We start from the raw sequence: 18864 nt of genomic DNA, 5'->3' as shown, positions 1-18864 counted from the left end.
GGTCATCCTTAGTCAATAATCAGGCACACCAAAATTAGTGGCTCAGAATGCTAGCCAAAGGTTGCTTAATTAGGTTATATTTTTATTACCAAATAGTTGCTGAGCTTGTGGGAAGCAACGCAGCTAGAAGGTGTCGAAGATTTTTCTTCTTCCTGTGTGTGATGCAAGGCGGAGGTACCTCAGGTACCTCCGCCTTACTCTTTATGACGTCTTCAGGGTAGCTTGCTACTTCAAGGCGAGCTGCTTCAGTTCCTTCATCGCAGCGGGAACTTTCTCTTGCAGTTCGCCCCGTACCAAATCTGCCTGCCCATCACTGTAGCCCTGCAGGTAGAGATAGGAAGGCTTCTCACTCTCCTGAGCCTGCGGAACGTCGCCTGAAAGCCAAGCAGTAAAGGTCATCTCATCGGTGAGACGGCCCAGGTGCCCCTGCAGCTCTTTGGCCATAGACAGCATGTTGATCTGGTCCTCAGTGAGGGGTAAGCCAGCGTCCTGGAAGGATTCTAGGGTGTAGCGCGCGGCCTTAACCACCTTTCGGATATCGTGCCAGGACGCATCGGCCTCAACCCCGACCTCTCCCCCAGGGTGACTTTCATAGGTTTTCAAGACGCCCTTACGCAGACGCTTAGCCACCTTATTGAGATAGTTTTCGCTATTAAGGGGCAGATCAGCGCTCAACGTCACATCTGCAATCAGTGCCCCTAGTTCTCTCTGCACCGCCAGTCGGCGGGCTGAAGCACTGTAGGTGAGAGCTTCTTGAGTCCCCATCAGCATCTGTTCTTGGGCGCGGCTCATCAGATGAGAGAGATCCCCGGCAGCAGGAGTTCCCCGCTCAGCCAGCATGTCAGCCAGCAGCTCACCATTTCGGTTGGTCTCGTACACCTCGGCATAATACTTCAGTTCGAGGGCAAGCTCAGCCAAGTGCTCATCTACCTCAAGGCTTTTAGTGTAAGGACGCACCATGTATTTAATGGTGCTACGCAGCTGCCTGGCAGCAATACGACCGCGGTGGGTTGCGTCTTGCACACCGGCTTTCAGCAGAAGATCAGCTTGTACCAGCGCTAGGCTTTGGTGGGCGAGGACGGTGGTGAGCACCTGCGCAGAACTGGGCAGGGTGAACTTAGCACCCGCGCGTCCCGTACGTTTTTTCCGTTGAGCTTGCGCAGATGGCTGGAGATCAGCTTTATCGCCCTTGAGTCTGCGTTCAAAATCAGCGTCCTGCCCCAGCGCCCGAGCAATTTTTGCACTTGATTGCGAAGGTACTGCTCCGGCAGCAGTTAGCACTGTTTCTACCTCTGAGAAGACCTTTTGCGCCAGCTCTTCACTCTCTTCAGCTGCCCCCAGCAGCTCAACTTCCCACTCACACCAGGTTCTTTGTATTCCTGTGGAATAGTCAACCGCTCTCACGCTGTCTTCACAAATCTCAGCAATATCCCCGGTGCCTGCAAGAGACAAAACCGTACGCTTCCGGTCGGTCGTCAAAGAAACCCTCGGCACAAGGGTCTCATCGAGAATGGCAGCTCGAACAAAATCGGTCACCGTATCAGGCACTCCTAGCGCATCGTCCGTGAGGTCAAAGCCCACTTCATGGCGCCCACCCGCTGCGTCGAATTTAATGTGCCATCCCTGGTCGTATCCCCCGGTACGGCGGCGAACAGCTATTTTATGGCGCCCCAGACTCTGGGTTTCGGTATCGAAATAGGTGGCATCCAGATGTTCGCTGACAGTTGGGGCTGCCACCAATTCCTTCATGGACCAGCTCAGCTGAGGTATGGGGGATCCAGCCTCTGGCATCTCGTATTTACGCTCAATCTCAAGATGGTGGGACACCATAGGATATAACCCTTCGCAGTGGGAGGTAGATATGTTCATCAAGCCAAGAAGCAAGAATGATACGCCTTAAGAGTACTCAGCGCCCCGGCTCTCTTCCAAGAGACAGGGCGCTGAGTGAACAATGAATTGTTTTAGGCACGACGCCGGCGTAATACATCGTCGAGGTCAAAGCTAGCTGCTTGAGCCAGAGTCTTGCTACGGCTCTTAGGTGCAGTGTTACGCTGGAGTGGCCCAGGAGTCACCGCGTGCACTACCTCGGCATCCAAATAGGTGGGGCGCGGTACCTCTACGGGCTGCCAGCCACTATGGGGCAGTTCGTCATCCAGACGCAAACGTGTGGGCATCTCGCCCGAAGCCGTTAGGGGCAGAGGCTCAAGGGGTGCCCTGCGTGGCACATGCTGAGTGCGCGCTGCCCGCAGAGCTTTTACAGCGTGGTTAACCGGGAGAGCTTGCCTGCTTCGTTCAGTAACCAGCGGGGCATGTTTAAGTTCCACTGAAACATCGCGGGTGGACTCTGGCCCACGCGCACCGTGGATTTCAGAACGATGAAGAGCGGATAGGCTACGTGACCTATTGCGATCTTGCACAGCCCAAAAACGGAGAAGCCCCAGCATCAACGCTGAAAACGCCAGCAAAGATACGGGAACCCACCAACTGACCGAGCTAAAAGCTGCCACGAGAGCCATTATTAAGGCACTCAAAAATAAGAAAGCTGCCCCACCAAATATAGCCAGACGGCCGCGCTTGCCTACCGGCACTCGCGGCGAGGGGACAATAGGGGTGGAGGAGGCAGGCGCAGGTTCCCCCGAGGGATGGAGGCTACCGCCTGCATCCTGGTGCTTAATGGCCTCCAGAACGGCGTCTTCTAAAACGTCTTCAGCATAGATTTCTGCACCGAACGGAGCTCGAGATTGAGCTTTAGAATTGCGGCTCGTGATGACATATAGACCCAGAAGAATGCATAGAGTGACAATAACACCCGAAGTACTCAAAAGTGCCACGGTTTGCCCCTCTCTATAGCTGAAATCTATCTGACCTATTGTACCGCAGATACATGGGGGAATATTTCTTGTACCAGATATAGAAATGGTGCCTCTCACCCTCTGTAGAAAGGGAGACGCACCATTATCTATATGCTGTAGTGAAATTTAGATTTCAGCAGCAAATTCCTTAATCCACTGGCGCAAATCTGCGCCAAGGTCATCATTCTCAGCAGCCAAAATAACGTTAGCCTTTAAATAGGAGAGCTTGTCACCGGTGTCAAAACGGCGGCCCTTAAAGACGACACCATAGACGCCTTCACCCTCACCCTGCCCCTGAGCCAGGGTCTGCAGAGCATCGGTCAGCTGAATTTCGTCTCCACGGCCAGGCTCGGTTTTTTCCAGTACTTCGAAGACCTTGGGTGAGAGGACGTAGCGCCCGATAATTGCCAGGTTTGAAGGAGCCTCTTCACGAGCAGGCTTCTCTACAAGACCGGTTACCTTAACGAAACCGTCTTCACCGGCCACCTCTTCAACAGCTGCACAACCGTACGCTGAAATCTGCTCCTCAGGAACCTCCATCAAAGCTACGACAGACCCACCAGTCTTCTGTTGCACAGCTACCATGGTGGATAGGAGATCTTCTTTCTCGTCGATGAGGTCATCACCCAGAAGCACGGCGAAAGGCTCCTTGCCTACGTGCACCTTAGCGCGCAGAACAGCGTGACCTAGCCCTTTGGGATCGCCCTGTCGAACGTAATGAATTTCGCCCAAATCGTTTGAATCCTCGACGCTCTTCAACAGGGCGTCCTTACCCTGATCTGAGAGTTGCTGCTCAAGACCGGGCACGCGATCAAAATGGTCCTCAAGAGCACGCTTGTTGCGACCGGTAATCATCAGAACGTCATCGAGGCCTGCGCGAACAGCTTCCTCAACAACATACTGGATAGCGGGACGGTCAACCACAGGCAACATTTCTTTGGGAGTAGCCTTGGTAGCGGGAAGGAAACGAGTACCGAGACCAGCAGCAGGAATTACTGCTTTGGTTACGGTGAATGATTTTTCTTCAGTCATACCGTTCAGAATACCTAACAATGTCAAACAATAGTTCGTGTAATCGGGCGCAGTCTGTAAATTTATGGCTGAAGTGTTTACAGTATAGAAAGGTTAAGACCGGACAATGTCCCCTATACAAACCACAAACCTCTCAGAAGAGACGGCACAGAATAAGCAACTTCTAAGGTTTCATATACGAAGGATGCGTCAGAGATTCCCTGCTTCGCAGGAGACACTTCAGGGTTTCACCCGAGCAATAGAGAATGAGGTAGGTTCTTCTTCTCACCTCACCATTGCGGCTTTCTTGCCGTTAGTATCAGAACCCCCCATCAAAAAAGCTCTGGGGCAACTTATCGCGCGTGGCCACACCATTCTGGTCCCCAGAATCCTCCCCCATCACCAGCTATCGTGGGTGCGGTGGACGCCGGGTGCAGCTACGTCTACTAATGCTTTGGGCATAGAAGAGCCCTTGGGTGAGGAGCTGACCTCCTCCGCTTTTCTTGAAGCAGACTTACGTCTCGTCCCAGCTCTCGCCTATGACGTGACCGGCAGGCGTCTGGGTCAAGGCGGGGGCTACTACGACCGTCTCTTAGAAGAGCTGGACCACCGCACCCGTAGCCGCTCCACGGTGGGCGTAGCCTTTGAACGCGAAATTCTCACCCAGGTTCCAGCGGACCATTGGGACGCCCGCCTAAGCTACGTCCTCACTGAAAGCGGGGTTCACCGCTTAGGGAAAGTTGGCTTCAGTGAGCCGGTAGAATAACTCTTTGATTGATACAGACACCACCATTGCAAGGAGCACCCGTGCCCGTTTACGTTTATCAATGCAAAAACTGTGACCATGTTTTTGAACAGCATCAGTCCTTCGCTGAAGATGCCCTTCGTACCTGCCCTAAATGCAAGCAGGAAACCCTTCGCAAGAAGTTCGGTCAGGTGGGTGTAGTTTTTAAAGGCTCAGGTTTCTACGCCAATGACAAGGGAAAATAGGGTGTAGAAAACTCGATTCGCGCCCCCTGCCCACCAGCTTCAGACCCGATTCTGGTAGTGCGGGGGGCGTTGCTCTTTAAGCCAGGCATCTCGCTCATCCTTAGAGTTACTCTCCTCGCCCTGAGCGTTAGTGGGGGCTAAGCCGACTATTTTGGGCTCCGCACCGGTGAAGGATGAACCACCGGTAGCACGCCGGTTACCACGCCTGCGGCGGGGTGTAGCTGAGTAGCGGTCGCTGCCAGCTTCTGTGTGATCCGGCGTAACCATCTATTTGCCCTCGTGTTCTACACCCACGTAGCGGCTCATACGCTTAACTACTGCCTCTGGGTTGGTAAAGACTTCTATGGTCCAACCGGTCATATGGTTCCAGCCGGTGCGAGCAAGTAGCTCGGGCAGTAATCGGGTTCGTTCGCGGACGCTCATCTTTGCATAGGCGTCGGTGCCATCTGAGATGACGGCGAGGGGAACCCGGCGCCTGGTCACCTCCCCGTTCTGTTTGCGAGCGCGGGGGCTAGCAACCGCTCCAGCCACCAGGGACTCGTTATCGGCGGTCAGCACTAAGGACATCACATTATTGTCCACTTCGTGGAGTGTAACGCCCTGGGCACCTAGCCTGCGCACGAGGTCGCTCAGTAGCCAGTCCCCCATGTCGATGGCATCGAGGTCATCGTGTCGTAAGAATTCGTTGACCGGTAGTTTATCGGTAATGGGTGCGGTGAGTGCTTGCGCTGCCTTTGCATCCCTGTCTTTACGATAGGCCAGTAACAGGCGGTAGATATCGAAGGCTCCCTGCTCAAGGCGCTGGGGGTCCAGGTCTTCGGGGGTTAGGCAGGTCAGCATGCGGGTAAGGTGCCTAGCTCTGGTCAGGGCGAGCACAAATTTTTGACGCCCGCCGCGTTCTGAGAGGGCGCCAAAATGGTGGGATGCTCCGCGGGAAGTCTTGCCAGCACCGAGAGCAAAAATAATGACGTCCCGTTCTATATCTACAGCTCGGGCGAGATCAACAACTCTGAAAGGTTCTTCTCCGGGAGCAAAAAAACTCGCGAACTGGGGGTACTGAATCAGTAGGTTCCGCACCGCTGCAGCGATTCGTTGGGCATGGCGCGGGGTAGCTGTCACTACCGCCAGGCTTTGTTGAGGGGTGCGGTAGGCGTGCTCAATCACTAGCTCTGCAGCTCGTTGAACTTCTGGGCTGGGTGAATCGAGGTTGGCGTTATCCGAGATTTTACCCTCGGTTTTCACTACCTCAACGGTGAGGGCTTGGGCGCCATCGGTAATATCTTCGCCCCAGGGGTAGCTGATGAGCTTATTTTCATAGAAATGCTCATTGAGGTAGGTGAAGAGAGCATGGTCAAGGGCTTTGTTGACCATAGCCAGCGATCGGGAGGGCAAGGTTTGAGAGAGCGCATCAAAGGTGCTCACCATGCTCTGCTGTTTGGGTGCTGGAAGGTTACGGGTCACCGCTGAGACCATGAAGGGAGTAGGGAAACCGCTGCGCGGGTCACCGAGCGCTATGACCTGTTCAGCACGAGTGAGAGCGGGCAGGTTGGCAGCCAAAGGAGTTGATTCAGCGTCTAAGAGAATGACTGCGTCAAACCGCATGGTGGTGGGGACGCTGCGAGATAGTGCAAAGGGGCTGGTCAGCCAGAGAGGTAGCAGGCTGGTCGCCATAGCTCCGGCTTGTTCCAGCAGTTGCATCAGCTCAAACCGGTGACTGCGTAATTGACTGCGCAGGTAGGCTGCCCCGTGTTCGTCGCTCTCAATACGCTGCTTCCATAGCTTAGCCAGGTTGGAGTGCAGCCTGGCGCTGCCCGATGCTACGAAGGAGTAGTCGGCGCGGCGGAAGGTCGTTTCGAGCTCTCGCAGAGTCGTGCCATCAAGAATCTCAATCTCGTGCGACTGAAGCATCATTTCAAGGGCTGTCTGCCACCAGGCTAATTCGAGTTCGGCAGCCAGTGCATCTCCTGGCACTTGACGCTCATAGATGTCTCTGAGCAGCTCGGTGAGCCCTGCTTCTTGAAGCTCGGTGAGAAGATCCACCCGTTCGGGCAGGGTGTGTAGCAGTTTCTCTTCATTGATGAGAGCCGCAAGACGGTTCTCTAAAACGCTAAGCTCAGTCTTGTTGAAGTCCGTGCCCTGAGGCGAATCTTCGAGAACGATCGCTAGCCCGACAAATTCTTCTTGAAGGCGTAGGTAGGCGGCCTGAAGCTCCCCTAGATTGTTGGGGACGGTGGGCACTCGCTGGTCGGTTACCCAGCGCATCCATTCCTCGCGCTGGCTCTGGACCACAAACAATTGCTCGTGGACATCTCCAATACTGACACCGGGGAGGATGTATTCTTTGGCAACCTTACGCAGGCGGGAACGTTGCATACTCGACATATCAACGCCGTGTTCACGCCGCCACGAGCCGGTGGCTGTTGCTGCGATGAGGTCGGTCACGGGACGGTCAAAAATATCGGGGCGGAAACGGGTCAGGGTATCTGCGATACGTTCAAAGAGGTCGAGCTGAGCATGCCATTGCTCCATGGTGGCACCCTCTTGGATGCCCGCTTCATCGGCCATTAAACGCATTTTAGCGCGCAGGCTCGCTAAAGATTCGCTCAGGTTCTGAGCGAGCTCATGGGCGGCAGCAGTCTCATCAGTGTTGACCAGCTTGGCGCGGTGCCAGGCTGATGTGCGAGTTGACGGGTCAAAACCACCCAGCTGCGCAAGACGCTGTAACTTCTGTGCCGTGGCGCTGCGCTGCGTTAGGGCGTCCATGGTGGAGCGGTCCAAACGGACGTGGGTTGAAGGAGCCGGGTGCTGGGCGGTGAGCGCGGCTAGGGTTTGCAGTGTCTCATAGACAGAGCAGCCCCAACGGGACTCGGTAAACCGTAGAGACTGGGTGTGGTCCCTTAGTTTAGCCCGGGTTTCTTCTAGCTCAGTGAAGGTTTTGCTGAGGTTAGGCACGGCACTGTTTTCGTTGCGGATCACCGCCTGAATAAACTCGTTGCGGTTGGCTTCGTCGTCTTTTTCAGAGAGTACGTCAAAGCAGAGCTCATCAAGCCCAGCTTGCTCAACTAGCTCCCTCACATCAGCCAGGGTCGAACGCTTTTCGCCCACCATCAGCACTGATTTACCCTCGTTCATCAACGAAGCTGCCACGTTGATAGCGGTGCGCAACTGATCTGTGCCCGGTGCGCAGGTTACGGTGAAAGAGTGCCCCAGGTATGCCAGGTCAATGACCTCCTGCTGGGCTGAGTCCGCATCGAAAATGAGCAGGTCACTGCTCAAATCACGCGTATCGACCGGTTCACGTGTGTTCTGAATGGGCGCGACAAAAGGTTTTTCTAGAGGGTTCAGTTTGAGCCGCGCTACCTCTCTCACCAGATCTGTATGCGCAGTTGCAGGTAGCTCGCCCGTGCTTTCTTTAAGGTCAGCGAAGGTAGAAATGAAGTAGATGGACCGGATTGTCATACCCGGCACTCCAGCGGTGCTGATACGCATCCGTTCGATCACAGGCTCAGGATCAAGCTTCCGCATGGAGTTGGCCAGTTGCGCTACATCCATGGTGCCCAAATCTACACCGTACTCTTTTTTAATCTGGCGCACCATAGCCGGGTTAAGTTGAGCCGGGCCGTTTAATTTGACCTCAAAGTCATCACCGTTGGGGTGCGGAGTGATTGACAGAGGCGCCATGAGAATAGGAGCGATAAAACGTTTTTCGGACACCATGCCATCTTCACGCACATCGTGGGAGAGCCAGGACGCTGTGCCGGCCACAAAATACCCAGCATCCAGGCCGTGCTCCACACTGAGCTCAAAGATTTTAGTGCGCAGTGCCCGGGCAGCTACCATTCCAGCTTCGCGTTTTTCTTTATCCCGCAGAATTGTGGAGAGGCGGGTTTTGCGCCCCATGAACATCTGGGCGACACCGGATGAGTTGGCGTCGGTCAGGTCAATATGGACGTAGTCAACTTCGTTGAAGTCCAGCATGGCATCGGGCCCGGTATAGATTTCCATCTGCTCAGCCCACGCTTCAAGCCCAGCACGTACCTCGACGTCGTCATCTGAGCTGTGTGGATGATCTAAAAGGTGAGGAGCGACCTCTTGGGGCTGTTCGGCTGCAACCGGACCATGAGACCAGGGGGAAATCTGCTGGGTTGCCTGATCAGCTGGGATGGTGGAGGGTGCCTGCGGCTCGTTCACTGAGATTCTCTAGCTTTCAACGCGTCTTCTGCTTTGTTTACCATGATAGTTGCTAGGTGCCCTGCACAGTAACCGGGCCCGGTAACCAGTGGCGCCGGCTGCTTAGCGGTTCAGGGCCATATTGATATTTCCAACCACCGTGAGAAGGCTGAGCAAACCGATCAGCGTCATACCGCCCAGTAGTACCCAGCGCAGACGCGGCGCGAAAGGTTCTCCCCCGGCGTCCCACAGCACTCTCGCATAGAAGAAGCTGAGCAAAAAACCAAGGATGTTGCCCACCAAGAGTTGCTGGGCCACGGCGAAGATACCGAAGGTTTTCTCGGTCACTTCGTTTTCACTTTCAGCACCCTTGAGTAGCCCCGCCATAATCAGAGACATGCATGCCCCCAAGAAGGTAAGGGCAATTTCTGGTTGATTTAGCATCTCCTGCAAACCTGCCCCGCTAATAGAGGACGCAGAATACTGGTAAAAGAAGAAGACAAAGGGGCTAATGAGCCAGTACCAGTAGAGGAAGGTGCGCATCTTGTTGAGATCGCGCAGGGCATAGAGGATAGCGTTCATCGGGTTAATTACTTTCGAGAAACTGAATATACTGGCGCACCGTGTAGTCAAGGAGCACGGAAAGCGCCACAAAAGAATGGAAGGGGTCTCGGTGAAACTTGGTCACGGTGGGGGTGGCTATATAGTGCAGAGAGATATCTGCTGCCGAGGAGATGGTGTTGACCCCCGGTGCAGTAATGGCAATGATGGGAATTTTGCGTGCTGCCAGGGTTTTGACCGTATCAAGAGCGCTTGCAGTTTCACCGGATAGAGACACAATAATCATGAGGTCCTCGGGGGTGATGACGCCGGTGCTACCCCTAAATTCACTACTGGCGGGAATCACGTGAGTGAATTTTCCGCAGGCCAGCATTGATTTAGAAAACTCAGAGATAGCATTGCGCTGAGCGAAGCCGGTGCCGTAGCAGTATATGGTGCGGGCTCGGTATAACATTTGAGAGACCGCGTCAAAGTCTGCGCTCTGCAGCCCCTCATAGGTTTTAAGGATGTCCTCGCGCCCGCTTTTAAGGAAATCAGCGTTAGGTTCATAGGTTGAACTCAAAGAACTCTTGACAAAGAACTTAAGCTCGGCGAAACCACTAAACCCCAGTTTTTTGGTCAAGCGAATGATACTGGAGGTCGAAGTGAAAGTTTTATGAGCCAGTACGCTAATCGTTGAGTCAGCAACAAACTGCTCGTTATTGAGCATGAACGCGAGGATTTCGCGTTCAGTTTCACTCAGCCGGTTGTGATGCTTGTTAACTAATTCTTGTAAATCCACAAAGGGCTCCTGTCTTCTCACTCGCTTGCTATCTCTAGCGTACATGTGTTGAAGCTCAGGAGCCCTTTTGGCGTTCAGCTACCTAGCTAGCGCCAGAGCGGGGTTACTTGCCCTCGTTGACCAGATCTTCGAACTTATCGCGAACCTGGGGGACGTCCATACCAACGATGACCTGCAGAGCCTTACCCTTGTTGACCAGGCCTAGAGCTCCGGAGGACTTGAAGTCAGCTTCGGTGCCTACCAGTGAAGGATCTGCAACTGAGACACGAAGACGGGTTGCGCAGTTGTTCACGCTGGTGATGTTCTCAGCGCCACCGAGGTGGGCCAGGAACTCAGTCGCACGCTGCGAGTAAGGATCGTTGTAGGTTGCGGTAGCTGCTGCGGGTGCTGCTGCTAGGGAGCCGTCTTTGTTCAGGGTTCCAGCCTTCTTGGCTTCCTTGTATTCAGCCTTGGTGTACAGCTTGGTCTCTTCGCCTTCAACTTCGCGACCAGGAGTGTTGAAGTTGAATTTGAGGATGAGGAAGCGGAAGACCACGAAGTAGATCAGGGTGAAGCACAAACCGATAGCAATCTGGGTCAGAACCATACCGGAGTGGTTGGGCCACATGGGGATCCAGTTCTGGAAGAGGAAGTCAATCAGACCGCCGCCCATGTTACCGACAACGCCGAAGCCGTACATGGTAGCTGCCATGGTAGCGGCCAGAACTGCGTGAACTGCGAACAGCGGGGGTGCCAGGAAGAGGAAGGTGAATTCGAGAGGCTCGGTGATACCAATCAGGATTGCGGTGAGACAGACAGGAATCAGCAGAGCAAGGGTTTCCTTGCGCTTTTCCTTGCGTGCGGTGGTGTAAAAAGCAGCTGCGATACCGATGGGACCGAAGACCTTTGAGTTACCGTGCAGAGCGAAGCCACCACCGGGGAAGAGTTCCTTGACGGGGGTCTGGCTAGCTGCAAAGGTGTCCAAGTTAGCAACCCAGTACTTGGTGATGCCATCCGGAACCACAGCGGGACCAAAGACGAAGGGAGTGTAGATGAAGTGGTGCAGACCGGTGGGGATCAGGATGCGCTCGAGGAAGGTGTAGAGCCATACGCCGAAGACGCCGGAGCCCATGAAGAAGCCCTGCATGGACTCAATACCGGTCTGGATAGGAGGCCATACCAGGCAGAAGAGAAGAGCGACGGGCATCATCAGGAAGAAGCCGAGGGCGTAAACAAACTGGGTGCCCTGGAAGATGCCCAGGAAGTCGGGCAGCTTGGTACCGAAGTAACGGTTGTGCAGCCATACCACAATGGCTGAGATGATGATGGCACCGAAGATACCTGTGTCAAGGGTCTTGATACCTGCAATCATCTTCAGACCGGTACCGGCAGCACCTTCTGAAAGGTCAACATCAAAGTTCACACCGAAGTTTGAGCCCCAGATGCTAAGGATGGCGCCAACGAAGTAGCTGAAGGTCAGGTAGACCATACCGGCTTCAAGCACAGCGCGCGCCTGAGCGGTCTTTGCCAGTGCAATGGGCAGACCCAGCACGAAGAGCAGTTCCATTTGGTTAAAGACGGTCCAAGCGCCTGATTCCCAAACAGACCAGAAGTTGTACCAGCCGGTACCCTCAGCAGCAATGCTGCCCAGGAGTTGCTCGTTCTTGCAGATGATCGCGATACCAACGGCAAGACCGGCAAAAGCAAAGATGAGGACGGGGGCGAGCATCGCCGAGCCGAACCTCTGAATCTTCTCCATCATCGGTAGAGATCCCTTTCATGTTGTGAGGCGCTGCGTCTGACTCTTGCGAGGGTGTGTGGCTAGCGCCCGTGTAATAACTCAAAACCTAATATAACCAGCGTTTGACATCTTTTGAGAGGCACAACTCACACTTGGTATTAATTTCAGAGATTGGAACCTTTTACAGCAGCGGGTAAAAGTTCCCCTCCCCTTCAAGCATTCTTTGCTCACGGCGAGGGAACACCTGTTTATATGATGGTAGGTAACCTACCCTCTTATTCTGACTTTAAGGTGAGACCATTTATGAAACTCCTGACGCTGAACGTGCACAGCTGGCTAGAGATTCACCAAATTCCCAAGATTTACGAGTTAGCTCACTTCATCGTCTCTGAATCTGTAGATGTTGTTGCTCTACAAGAAGTCAACCAGTTTAGGCACTCCCCACTCGCTGGAGAACCACAGCGTTTCCTCGGCGGCAACGAACAACCGATACGGCAGGACAACTTCGCCCTGATCCTCAACCAGTTCATTGCAGAACTCACCGGCCACAGCTACTACTGGGGATGGGCTGAAGCACACATCGGTTTCGACCGCTACGACGAAGGGGTTGCGGTACTCGCCAAAAGGCCTGTCGCCCGTATCGAGATGGTCAACCTCGCGCCGTCCTACAGCTACACCGACGTGCCACGCCGCGTTGCCCTTGCAGTGCAGCTGGGAGAAGAGCATCAGGGCGTCTGGGTGGTATCCACCCACATGTCCTGGTGGCAGCGGGAAGGTGTGCGCTACTTTGAGAAGGAGTTCAGGCAGCTTGATGCCCAGATCCACCAGCTTGCCTGCGGTGCCCCCATCTTGCTGGCAGGTGACTTCAACAGCCCCGCAGAGGTACGTGGCGAGGGTTATGACCTGATAACCTCTATGGGCTGGATTGATACTTTTACGACCGCCCAAAAAGTCACCGGTGAGGCAACCGTGCACAAACCTATCGCGGGGTGGGATGCCCTGGTTGCGGCCCAGCAACGCATTGACTTCGTCTTTAGCTCAACCGACCTAAACGTAGCTGAGCACAGCGTCATCTTCCCCGACAACGATCCGACAGTGGCGATTTCTGACCACTCAGGCCTCTACCTCGATATCAACCTCTAACACCTCACCCATGATTAGGAGCTCACCGTGACCGAACAACTAGACCAGTCCACAGCAGAAACCCAGTGGTGGCAGGAGCCGGTGGTTTACCAGATCTACCCCCGCAGCTTTAACGACAGCAACGGCGACGGGATCGGAGACCTACCCGGTATCACCGAAAAAATCCCCTACCTGGCTAAGCTGGGCGTAGACGTCATCTGGCTCTCCCCCATCTACAAGTCACCCAACGACGATAACGGCTATGACATCTCGGACTACCGGGACATCATGCACGAATTCGGCACCATGGAAGACTTCGACACCCTGCTAGAAACCGCCCACGGCGCCGGCATCAAAATCATGATGGACCTGGTTGTTAACCATTCCTCTGACGAGCACGAATGGTTCCAGCAGGCTAAGACCAGCCGCGATAACAAGTACCGCGACTACTATATTTGGAAGGACGCCGCCGGTTTCACCGAAGACGGCTCCCCCATCCCTCCCAACAACTGGGTAGCAGCCTTCTCCCCCTCCGCCTGGGAATGGGAACCGATTACCGAGCAGTTCTACCTGCACCTCTTCTCGGTCAAGCAGCCCGATCTCAACTGGGAGAACCCTGTCCTGCGTGAAGAGGTTTACGAACTCATGCGATTCTGGCTGGATAAGGGTGTCGATGGCTTCCGTATGGATGTCATCAACCTGATTTCTAAAGACCCTGCCTACCCCGACGACCCCGCTGTAGCAGCTGGCGCCAAGACCGACTCGCTGGGCATGGCAGCCAACGGCCCTCGCGTCCACGAGTTCCTGCACGAAATGCACGAGCAGGTGCTGGCTCACTACCCCGTCATCACCGTTGGCGAAACCCCGCACGTCACCACCGCAGACGGCCTGCTCTACACCGGCTTTGACCGCGGTGAACTGCAAACCCTCTTCCAGTTCGAGCATATGGGTGTGGATGCCAACCCGGACGCCAAACTGGGTAAGTGGAATGACACCCGCTTTAAGCTGGTTGACCTCAAGCGCATTCTCTCCAAGTGGCAGGATGATCTCTCAGGCAAGGCGTGGAATGCACTGTACTGGAACAACCACGATCAGCCCCGTGCTGTCTCCCGTTTTGGCAACGACGCCCCCGAGCACCGCGTCCGCTCCGCCAAGATGCTAGGCACCGTTCTGCACTTCATGCAGGGCACCCCCTACATCTACCAGGGCGAAGAGTTGGGTATGACCAACGTATTCTTTGATGACATCAAAGACTACAACGACATCGAAATTCACGATTCCTATGCCAAGCTGGTGAGCTCAGGTACTGTGTCGCATGAGGACATGCTGCGCTACATTTCCGCTTCAGGCCGAGACAATGCTCGCACTCCCGTGCAATGGAGCGCAGAAAAGAACGCCGGTTTCACCGCAGGTGAACCCTGGCTCAAGCTCAATCCGCGTTACACAGAAATCAACGCTGAAGAAGCCCTGGCAGATGAAGATTCGGTCTTCTACCACTACCAGGAGCTCATCAAGCTGCGCCACGCAAACCCTGTGATGATCAACGGAACCTACCGTCTGTTAGACGCTGAAGATGAGCAGGTTTATGCCTACCTGCGCGAGGGCAACGGCAGTAGCGCAGACCAGACCCTGCTCGTCATCGCTAACTTTACTGACCAGCAGATCGAGCGCTCCTACGTACAGCCGGACGGCGAGCAGACACTATTGACCAGCAACTACACCGATGACGAAGGTGAAACTCTGCGCCCTTACGAGGCAAAGGTCTACCTCTACACTCAGAAGGAAGAAAACTAATGGCAGATCATTCAGGTAAGCAGTGGTGGAAGGAAGCGGTGGTCTACCAGATTTGGCCGCGCTCCTTTAAGGACTCCGACGGCGACGGTCTGGGTGATATCCCCGGTATTACCGAGAAGCTTCCCTACCTAGCGGAGCTGGGCATTAACGTCATTTGGCTGTCTCCGGTCTTTGCGTCGCCCAATGACGATATGGGCTATGACATCTCGGACTACCGGGCGATTATGCCAGAGTTCGGCACCATGGCTGATTTCGATACGATGCTGGAAACCGCCCACAGTCTGGGAATTAAGATTCTGATGGATCTGGTGGTCAACCACTCCTCGGATGAGCACGCCTGGTTCGAGGCTTCCCGTGCCAGCCGGGATAATGACTACCGCGACTACTACATCTGGCGTGATTCTTCAGGTCACGATGAGGCAGGCAACCCCCTACCCCCCAATAACTGGGTTTCTGAGTTCAGCGGCCCCGCCTGGGCGTATGACGAGCATACTGACCAGTGGTACCTTCACATGTTTAGCAAGAAGCAACCCGATCTTAACTGGGAAAACCCCAAGGTTCGTCAGGAAATCTTCGATATTGTCACCTTCTGGCTGGATAAGGGTGTGGACGGCTTCCGCCTAGATGCCATCAACATCATCTCCAAACCTGAAGGGTTGCCCGATGACCCTGCTGTAGTCCCCGGCAAGCAGACCTCTTCAATTCCTTTCGTCATCGAAAACGGGACCCGGGTGCACGAGTGGATGCATGAGCTCAACGCTGAGACCTTCGCTAAATATGATGTAATGACCGTGGGCGAGATGAGCGCCACTCTCCCGGAAGAAGCTATCCAGTTCTCAGGTTTCACGTCAGATGAGCTGCACATGATCTTCCACTTTGAGCATATGACGGTGGATTCTGATCCCGGTGCCAGCATGGGTAAGTGGTCCCGAAAGCCTGTTGACCTGGTTGAACTCAAAACCATTTTGAATGAGTGGCAGACCAAGCTATCAGGTAAGGCCTGGGGCTCTCTTTACTGGAATAATCACGACCAGCCGCGCACTATCAGCCGCTTCGGCAATGATTCACCAGAGTATCGGGAGCTTTCGGGCAAGATGCTGGCAACCGTACTTCACTTTATGCAGGGCACCCCCTACATTTACCAGGGTGAAGAGTTCGGCATGACCAACGTGCAGTTTGACGCTATCGATGACTACAAGGACCTTGATTCCCTCAACATGTACGAGAGTATGGTGCGCCAGTACGGCACCCTGACTCACGAGCAGGCTATGGAGCTGATTTATGCCAAGGGCCGTGATAATGCCAGGACGCCGGTGCAGTGGGACGCCAGCGACAACGGCGGTTTCACGGACGCTGGGGTGCAGCCCTGGATTGGGATAAATCCCAACTTCACCGAGATTAACGTTGCTGAGGCGGTAAGTCGTGAGGACTCGCTGTGGAACTTCTACCGTCAGCTGATTGGTTTGCGCCGCGGTGAACTGCAACATCTCATGGTCTATGGTGATTTTCTACCCCTGGGTGAAGATGATGCCCAGGTCTACGCCTACGAGCGCATTGGCGAGGGTGAGAAGCTTCTAGTGATTGCCAACTTTACCGATCAGGAGCTAACCCGAGATTTTGGTCTCGGAGAGGGCCTTTCACCGGTCATCTCTAACTACACAGATGATGCGGGAACCACCCTGCGCCCCTACGAAGCTAAGGTCTATCGCCTAGCCAACTAGCGGCGTCTTGCACCCCTACAACTACGAAAACCCCTGTTAATCTTCGGCATTGAAGACCTGCAGGGGTTTTCTTGTATCTGCTGAAAAAAGCAGTGCGGCGGGAGGACATTTATCGTCGTTAGACTTTTCCTCAGGTCAAGAAGGGCTACTCACTAACGCGGGTTGCCTACAGCCTAGCCCGAGCTGGCCCCACCAAAACCAGCAAATCACAGAGAACCTTTACCTTCTTGGAAGCCTTCTGCATTCTGGGTAGTTAGTAATTATTAGGATCTGTAGGTAAAGCGATACATGAAGGCTGCCATCGCCTCCCGGGTAACGGGCGTCTGGGGGCGGAAGGTACCATCGTCCCAGCCCCTGGTAATACCGGTAGATGCCAGCCAGGTAATTTCGCGATTGAAGGTATCGCCACGCCGAACATCGAGGAAAGGGGAAGCCCCTACAACAGCCGGCTCACCCGCTAGACGGTAAAAGAAAGCAGCCATGGCCTCACGACTAATAGACTCGTCAGGCCGGAAAGTGCCGTCATCCCAACCTCTCGTAATCCCCTGGTCAGCTAACCAGCTAATTTCCTTGTAGAAATGATGACTCGTAGGAACATCAGAAAAACGTGATCTAGCAGGTGGAGAGTAGTTAGGTTCACCAGCCATACGGTACATGAAGGCCGCCATGGCCTCGCGTGTGATCGAGGTCGTCGGGCGGTATGTACCGTCTTCCCAGCCCCTAGAAATACCGTTAGAAGACAGCCAGTTCACTTCACCGTAAAAGGCATGATGCGGTGGCACATCAATGAAATCTTTACCGGTCACCAAGGGTCTGGTGCTACCCACGGGGCGGTAGTTAGCATTAGCCGCGAACCCCCGTAAATCGCTCATCGTGCCATTGAAAATATTGGAATCTCCGGCAAAAGGGCCAGCATCAGAATACTGCCAGATGTCTTGTTCAACCCAGCCATTCGGCATAGCTCCAGGCTGGTGTGAATAGCTTGCCAAATGCAAGGGCATGAAATTGAAGGCCTCTGTATTACCCGTACAGTTTCGCCACCAGTGAGTAGTGGTGTAGATAGCCGGGTAACGGCCGGTAATACCACGGTAAGTTTCTGTGAAATCAGTAATCCATCGGTTCATCTGCGCCGGGGACATGTTGAAGCACATATTACCCAGTTGCGGATAGGGGTTATATTCAATGTCGAGCAGGCCAGGCAACGTTCTACCATCTGGGCTCCACCCACCACCGTTCGCAATGAAGAATCGAGCCTGCTCAGCACCGCTGGTCAGGGACGGAATGGCGAAGTGATAAGCCCCGCGGAGCATCCCCACCCTATCCGCACCAAGATACTGGGAGGAAAAATCATCAGAAGTGTAGTAGCTACCCTCGCTCGCCTTAACGTAGGCAAAACGCGCACCCTTAGCATACTCGTTGACCCAGTTAACGTTGGGCTGCCAACCTGAGACATCCATACCCAGCACTCCTGGTGCTGGCGGAAGATCGCTCTGAACCGCGTCCACCAAGCCGTTTTGCTCCACACCAGCTCCTTCCTGCTCAGCGTTCTTGAAAACATGCCCCATCTGAGCACCTGGATTATCCCCACCGGTTACCGGCAAAGGGGTTTCTTTCTGTTGGATCGAACGGGACTCCATGCCCACATCCGAAAGCTCAGCAGGCACGGCATGTGCCGGGACAAGATAGGACGCCGACGCTAGAGCCAGCAGGGCGACAGCAGGGCGCACTCCACGCCTCAAAAGGGATGGTACAAGCATGAAAATCAGCCTTATCGTGGGGGAAAGAACGCTGTGTCCATCAAAGGGGGGACAACACAACACATTAAACCTAACCGCACGCAGGTTTATTTGTCACTACCTGACCAAAAAATTCACAAAAAAGGGCCGCCACGCCTCAGAGGCGTGACGGCCCGTTGTCTCCTCAACGAGTTCGCTGCGCTCACAGCTCTAACGACTCGCCGCTTCGCTATGCTCGCCGAATAATCTGATTTTCTATTCCGCCTGGGGGCGGACAACGAGTTCGCTGCGCTCACAGCTCTAACGACTCGCCGCTTCGCTATGCTCGCCGAATAATCTGATTTTCTATTCCGCCTGGGGGCGGACAACGAGTTCGCTGCGCTCACAGCTCTAACGACTCGCCGCT

General features: G+C 54.5%; 14 protein-coding genes. 5 read left to right on the top strand and 9 right to left on the bottom strand.

The genetic code is table 11. The features are described from left to right. Positions 1-225 precede the first annotated feature (225 nt). From ABD982_RS02815 to galU, 3 genes are all read right to left on the bottom strand, one after another. The gene (locus ABD982_RS02815) at positions 226-1830 is read right to left on the bottom strand and encodes a CYTH and CHAD domain-containing protein (protein WP_345444462.1); all 1605 of its coding nucleotides are present in this window, start codon (positions 1828-1830) and stop codon (positions 226-228) included. 131 nt (positions 1831-1961) lie between these two features. Next, a complete protein-coding gene (locus ABD982_RS02810) occupies positions 1962-2831 on the bottom strand; it encodes a hypothetical protein (protein ID WP_345444460.1) in 870 nt (289 codons plus the stop codon). 147 nt (positions 2832-2978) lie between these two features. Next, a complete protein-coding gene (gene galU, locus ABD982_RS02805) occupies positions 2979-3884 on the bottom strand; it encodes a UTP--glucose-1-phosphate uridylyltransferase GalU (protein ID WP_251379187.1) in 906 nt (301 codons plus the stop codon). A gap of 106 nt (positions 3885-3990) precedes the next feature. Between galU and ABD982_RS02800 the strand changes: the two genes are divergently transcribed. Then, on the top strand, positions 3991-4629 hold the full coding sequence (locus tag ABD982_RS02800) for a 5-formyltetrahydrofolate cyclo-ligase (protein WP_345444456.1): 639 nt from the start codon (positions 3991-3993) through the stop codon (positions 4627-4629). A 41-nt stretch (positions 4630-4670) separates the two neighbouring features. Next, positions 4671-4853 carry an FmdB family zinc ribbon protein gene (locus tag ABD982_RS02795; RefSeq protein ID WP_251379189.1) on the top strand — a complete coding sequence of 61 codons (183 nt, stop codon included), beginning with the start codon at positions 4671-4673 and terminating at the stop codon, positions 4851-4853. A 39-nt stretch (positions 4854-4892) separates the two neighbouring features. Here ABD982_RS02795 and ABD982_RS02790 read toward each other — a convergent pair whose 3' ends face one another. The 5 genes from ABD982_RS02790 to ABD982_RS02770 all read right to left on the bottom strand — a co-directional run bounded on the left by ABD982_RS02790 (position 4893) and on the right by ABD982_RS02770 (position 12106). Next, positions 4893-5120 (bottom strand): hypothetical protein, encoded by a 228-nt coding sequence (locus ABD982_RS02790; protein ID WP_345444451.1) that lies wholly within the window; start codon positions 5118-5120, stop codon positions 4893-4895. Beyond that, positions 5121-9044: a DEAD/DEAH box helicase gene (locus tag ABD982_RS02785; RefSeq protein WP_345444448.1), complete on the bottom strand. Its 3924-nt coding sequence runs from the start codon at positions 9042-9044 to the stop codon at positions 5121-5123. 102 nt (positions 9045-9146) lie between these two features. Continuing rightward, positions 9147-9605 carry a cell shape determination protein CcmA gene (locus tag ABD982_RS02780; protein WP_251379192.1) on the bottom strand — a complete coding sequence of 153 codons (459 nt, stop codon included), beginning with the start codon at positions 9603-9605 and terminating at the stop codon, positions 9147-9149. Between the two features lie 4 nt (positions 9606-9609). Then, positions 9610-10365 carry a MurR/RpiR family transcriptional regulator gene (locus ABD982_RS02775; protein WP_345444444.1) on the bottom strand — a complete coding sequence of 252 codons (756 nt, stop codon included), beginning with the start codon at positions 10363-10365 and terminating at the stop codon, positions 9610-9612. A gap of 103 nt (positions 10366-10468) precedes the next feature. After that, positions 10469-12106: an alpha-glucoside-specific PTS transporter subunit IIBC gene (locus tag ABD982_RS02770; RefSeq protein ID WP_345444441.1), complete on the bottom strand. Its 1638-nt coding sequence runs from the start codon at positions 12104-12106 to the stop codon at positions 10469-10471. 282 nt (positions 12107-12388) lie between these two features. Here ABD982_RS02770 and ABD982_RS02765 point away from each other — a divergent pair, with 282 nt between their 5' ends. From ABD982_RS02765 to ABD982_RS02755, 3 genes are read left to right on the top strand one after another with little or no spacing between them, the layout of a single operon-like run. After that, positions 12389-13228, top strand: a complete 840-nt coding sequence (locus tag ABD982_RS02765; RefSeq protein WP_345444438.1) for an endonuclease/exonuclease/phosphatase family protein — start codon at positions 12389-12391, stop codon at positions 13226-13228. 27 nt (positions 13229-13255) lie between these two features. Then, a complete protein-coding gene (locus ABD982_RS02760; protein ID WP_345444436.1) occupies positions 13256-15001 on the top strand; it encodes a glycoside hydrolase family 13 protein in 1746 nt (581 codons plus the stop codon). Then, entirely contained in the window at positions 15001-16722 is a 1722-nt protein-coding gene (locus ABD982_RS02755) for a glycoside hydrolase family 13 protein (protein ID WP_345444434.1), read from the top strand. Before ABD982_RS02760 ends, ABD982_RS02755 begins: the two co-directional genes overlap by 1 nt. Before the next feature lie 263 nt (positions 16723-16985). On the opposite strand, the gene ABD982_RS02750 is transcribed toward ABD982_RS02755, so the two are convergent. Continuing rightward, on the bottom strand, positions 16986-18479 hold the full coding sequence (locus ABD982_RS02750) for a GH25 family lysozyme (RefSeq protein WP_345444432.1): 1494 nt from the start codon (positions 18477-18479) through the stop codon (positions 16986-16988). Between the last annotated feature and the right edge of the window lie 385 nt (positions 18480-18864).

This window comes from Rothia endophytica (assembly GCF_039543885.1).
Lineage (GTDB): Bacteria > Actinomycetota > Actinomycetes > Actinomycetales > Micrococcaceae > Rothia > Rothia endophytica.
Note: the sequence above shows the minus strand (reverse complement) of the source record. Positions and strands in the feature narration are given on the sequence as shown.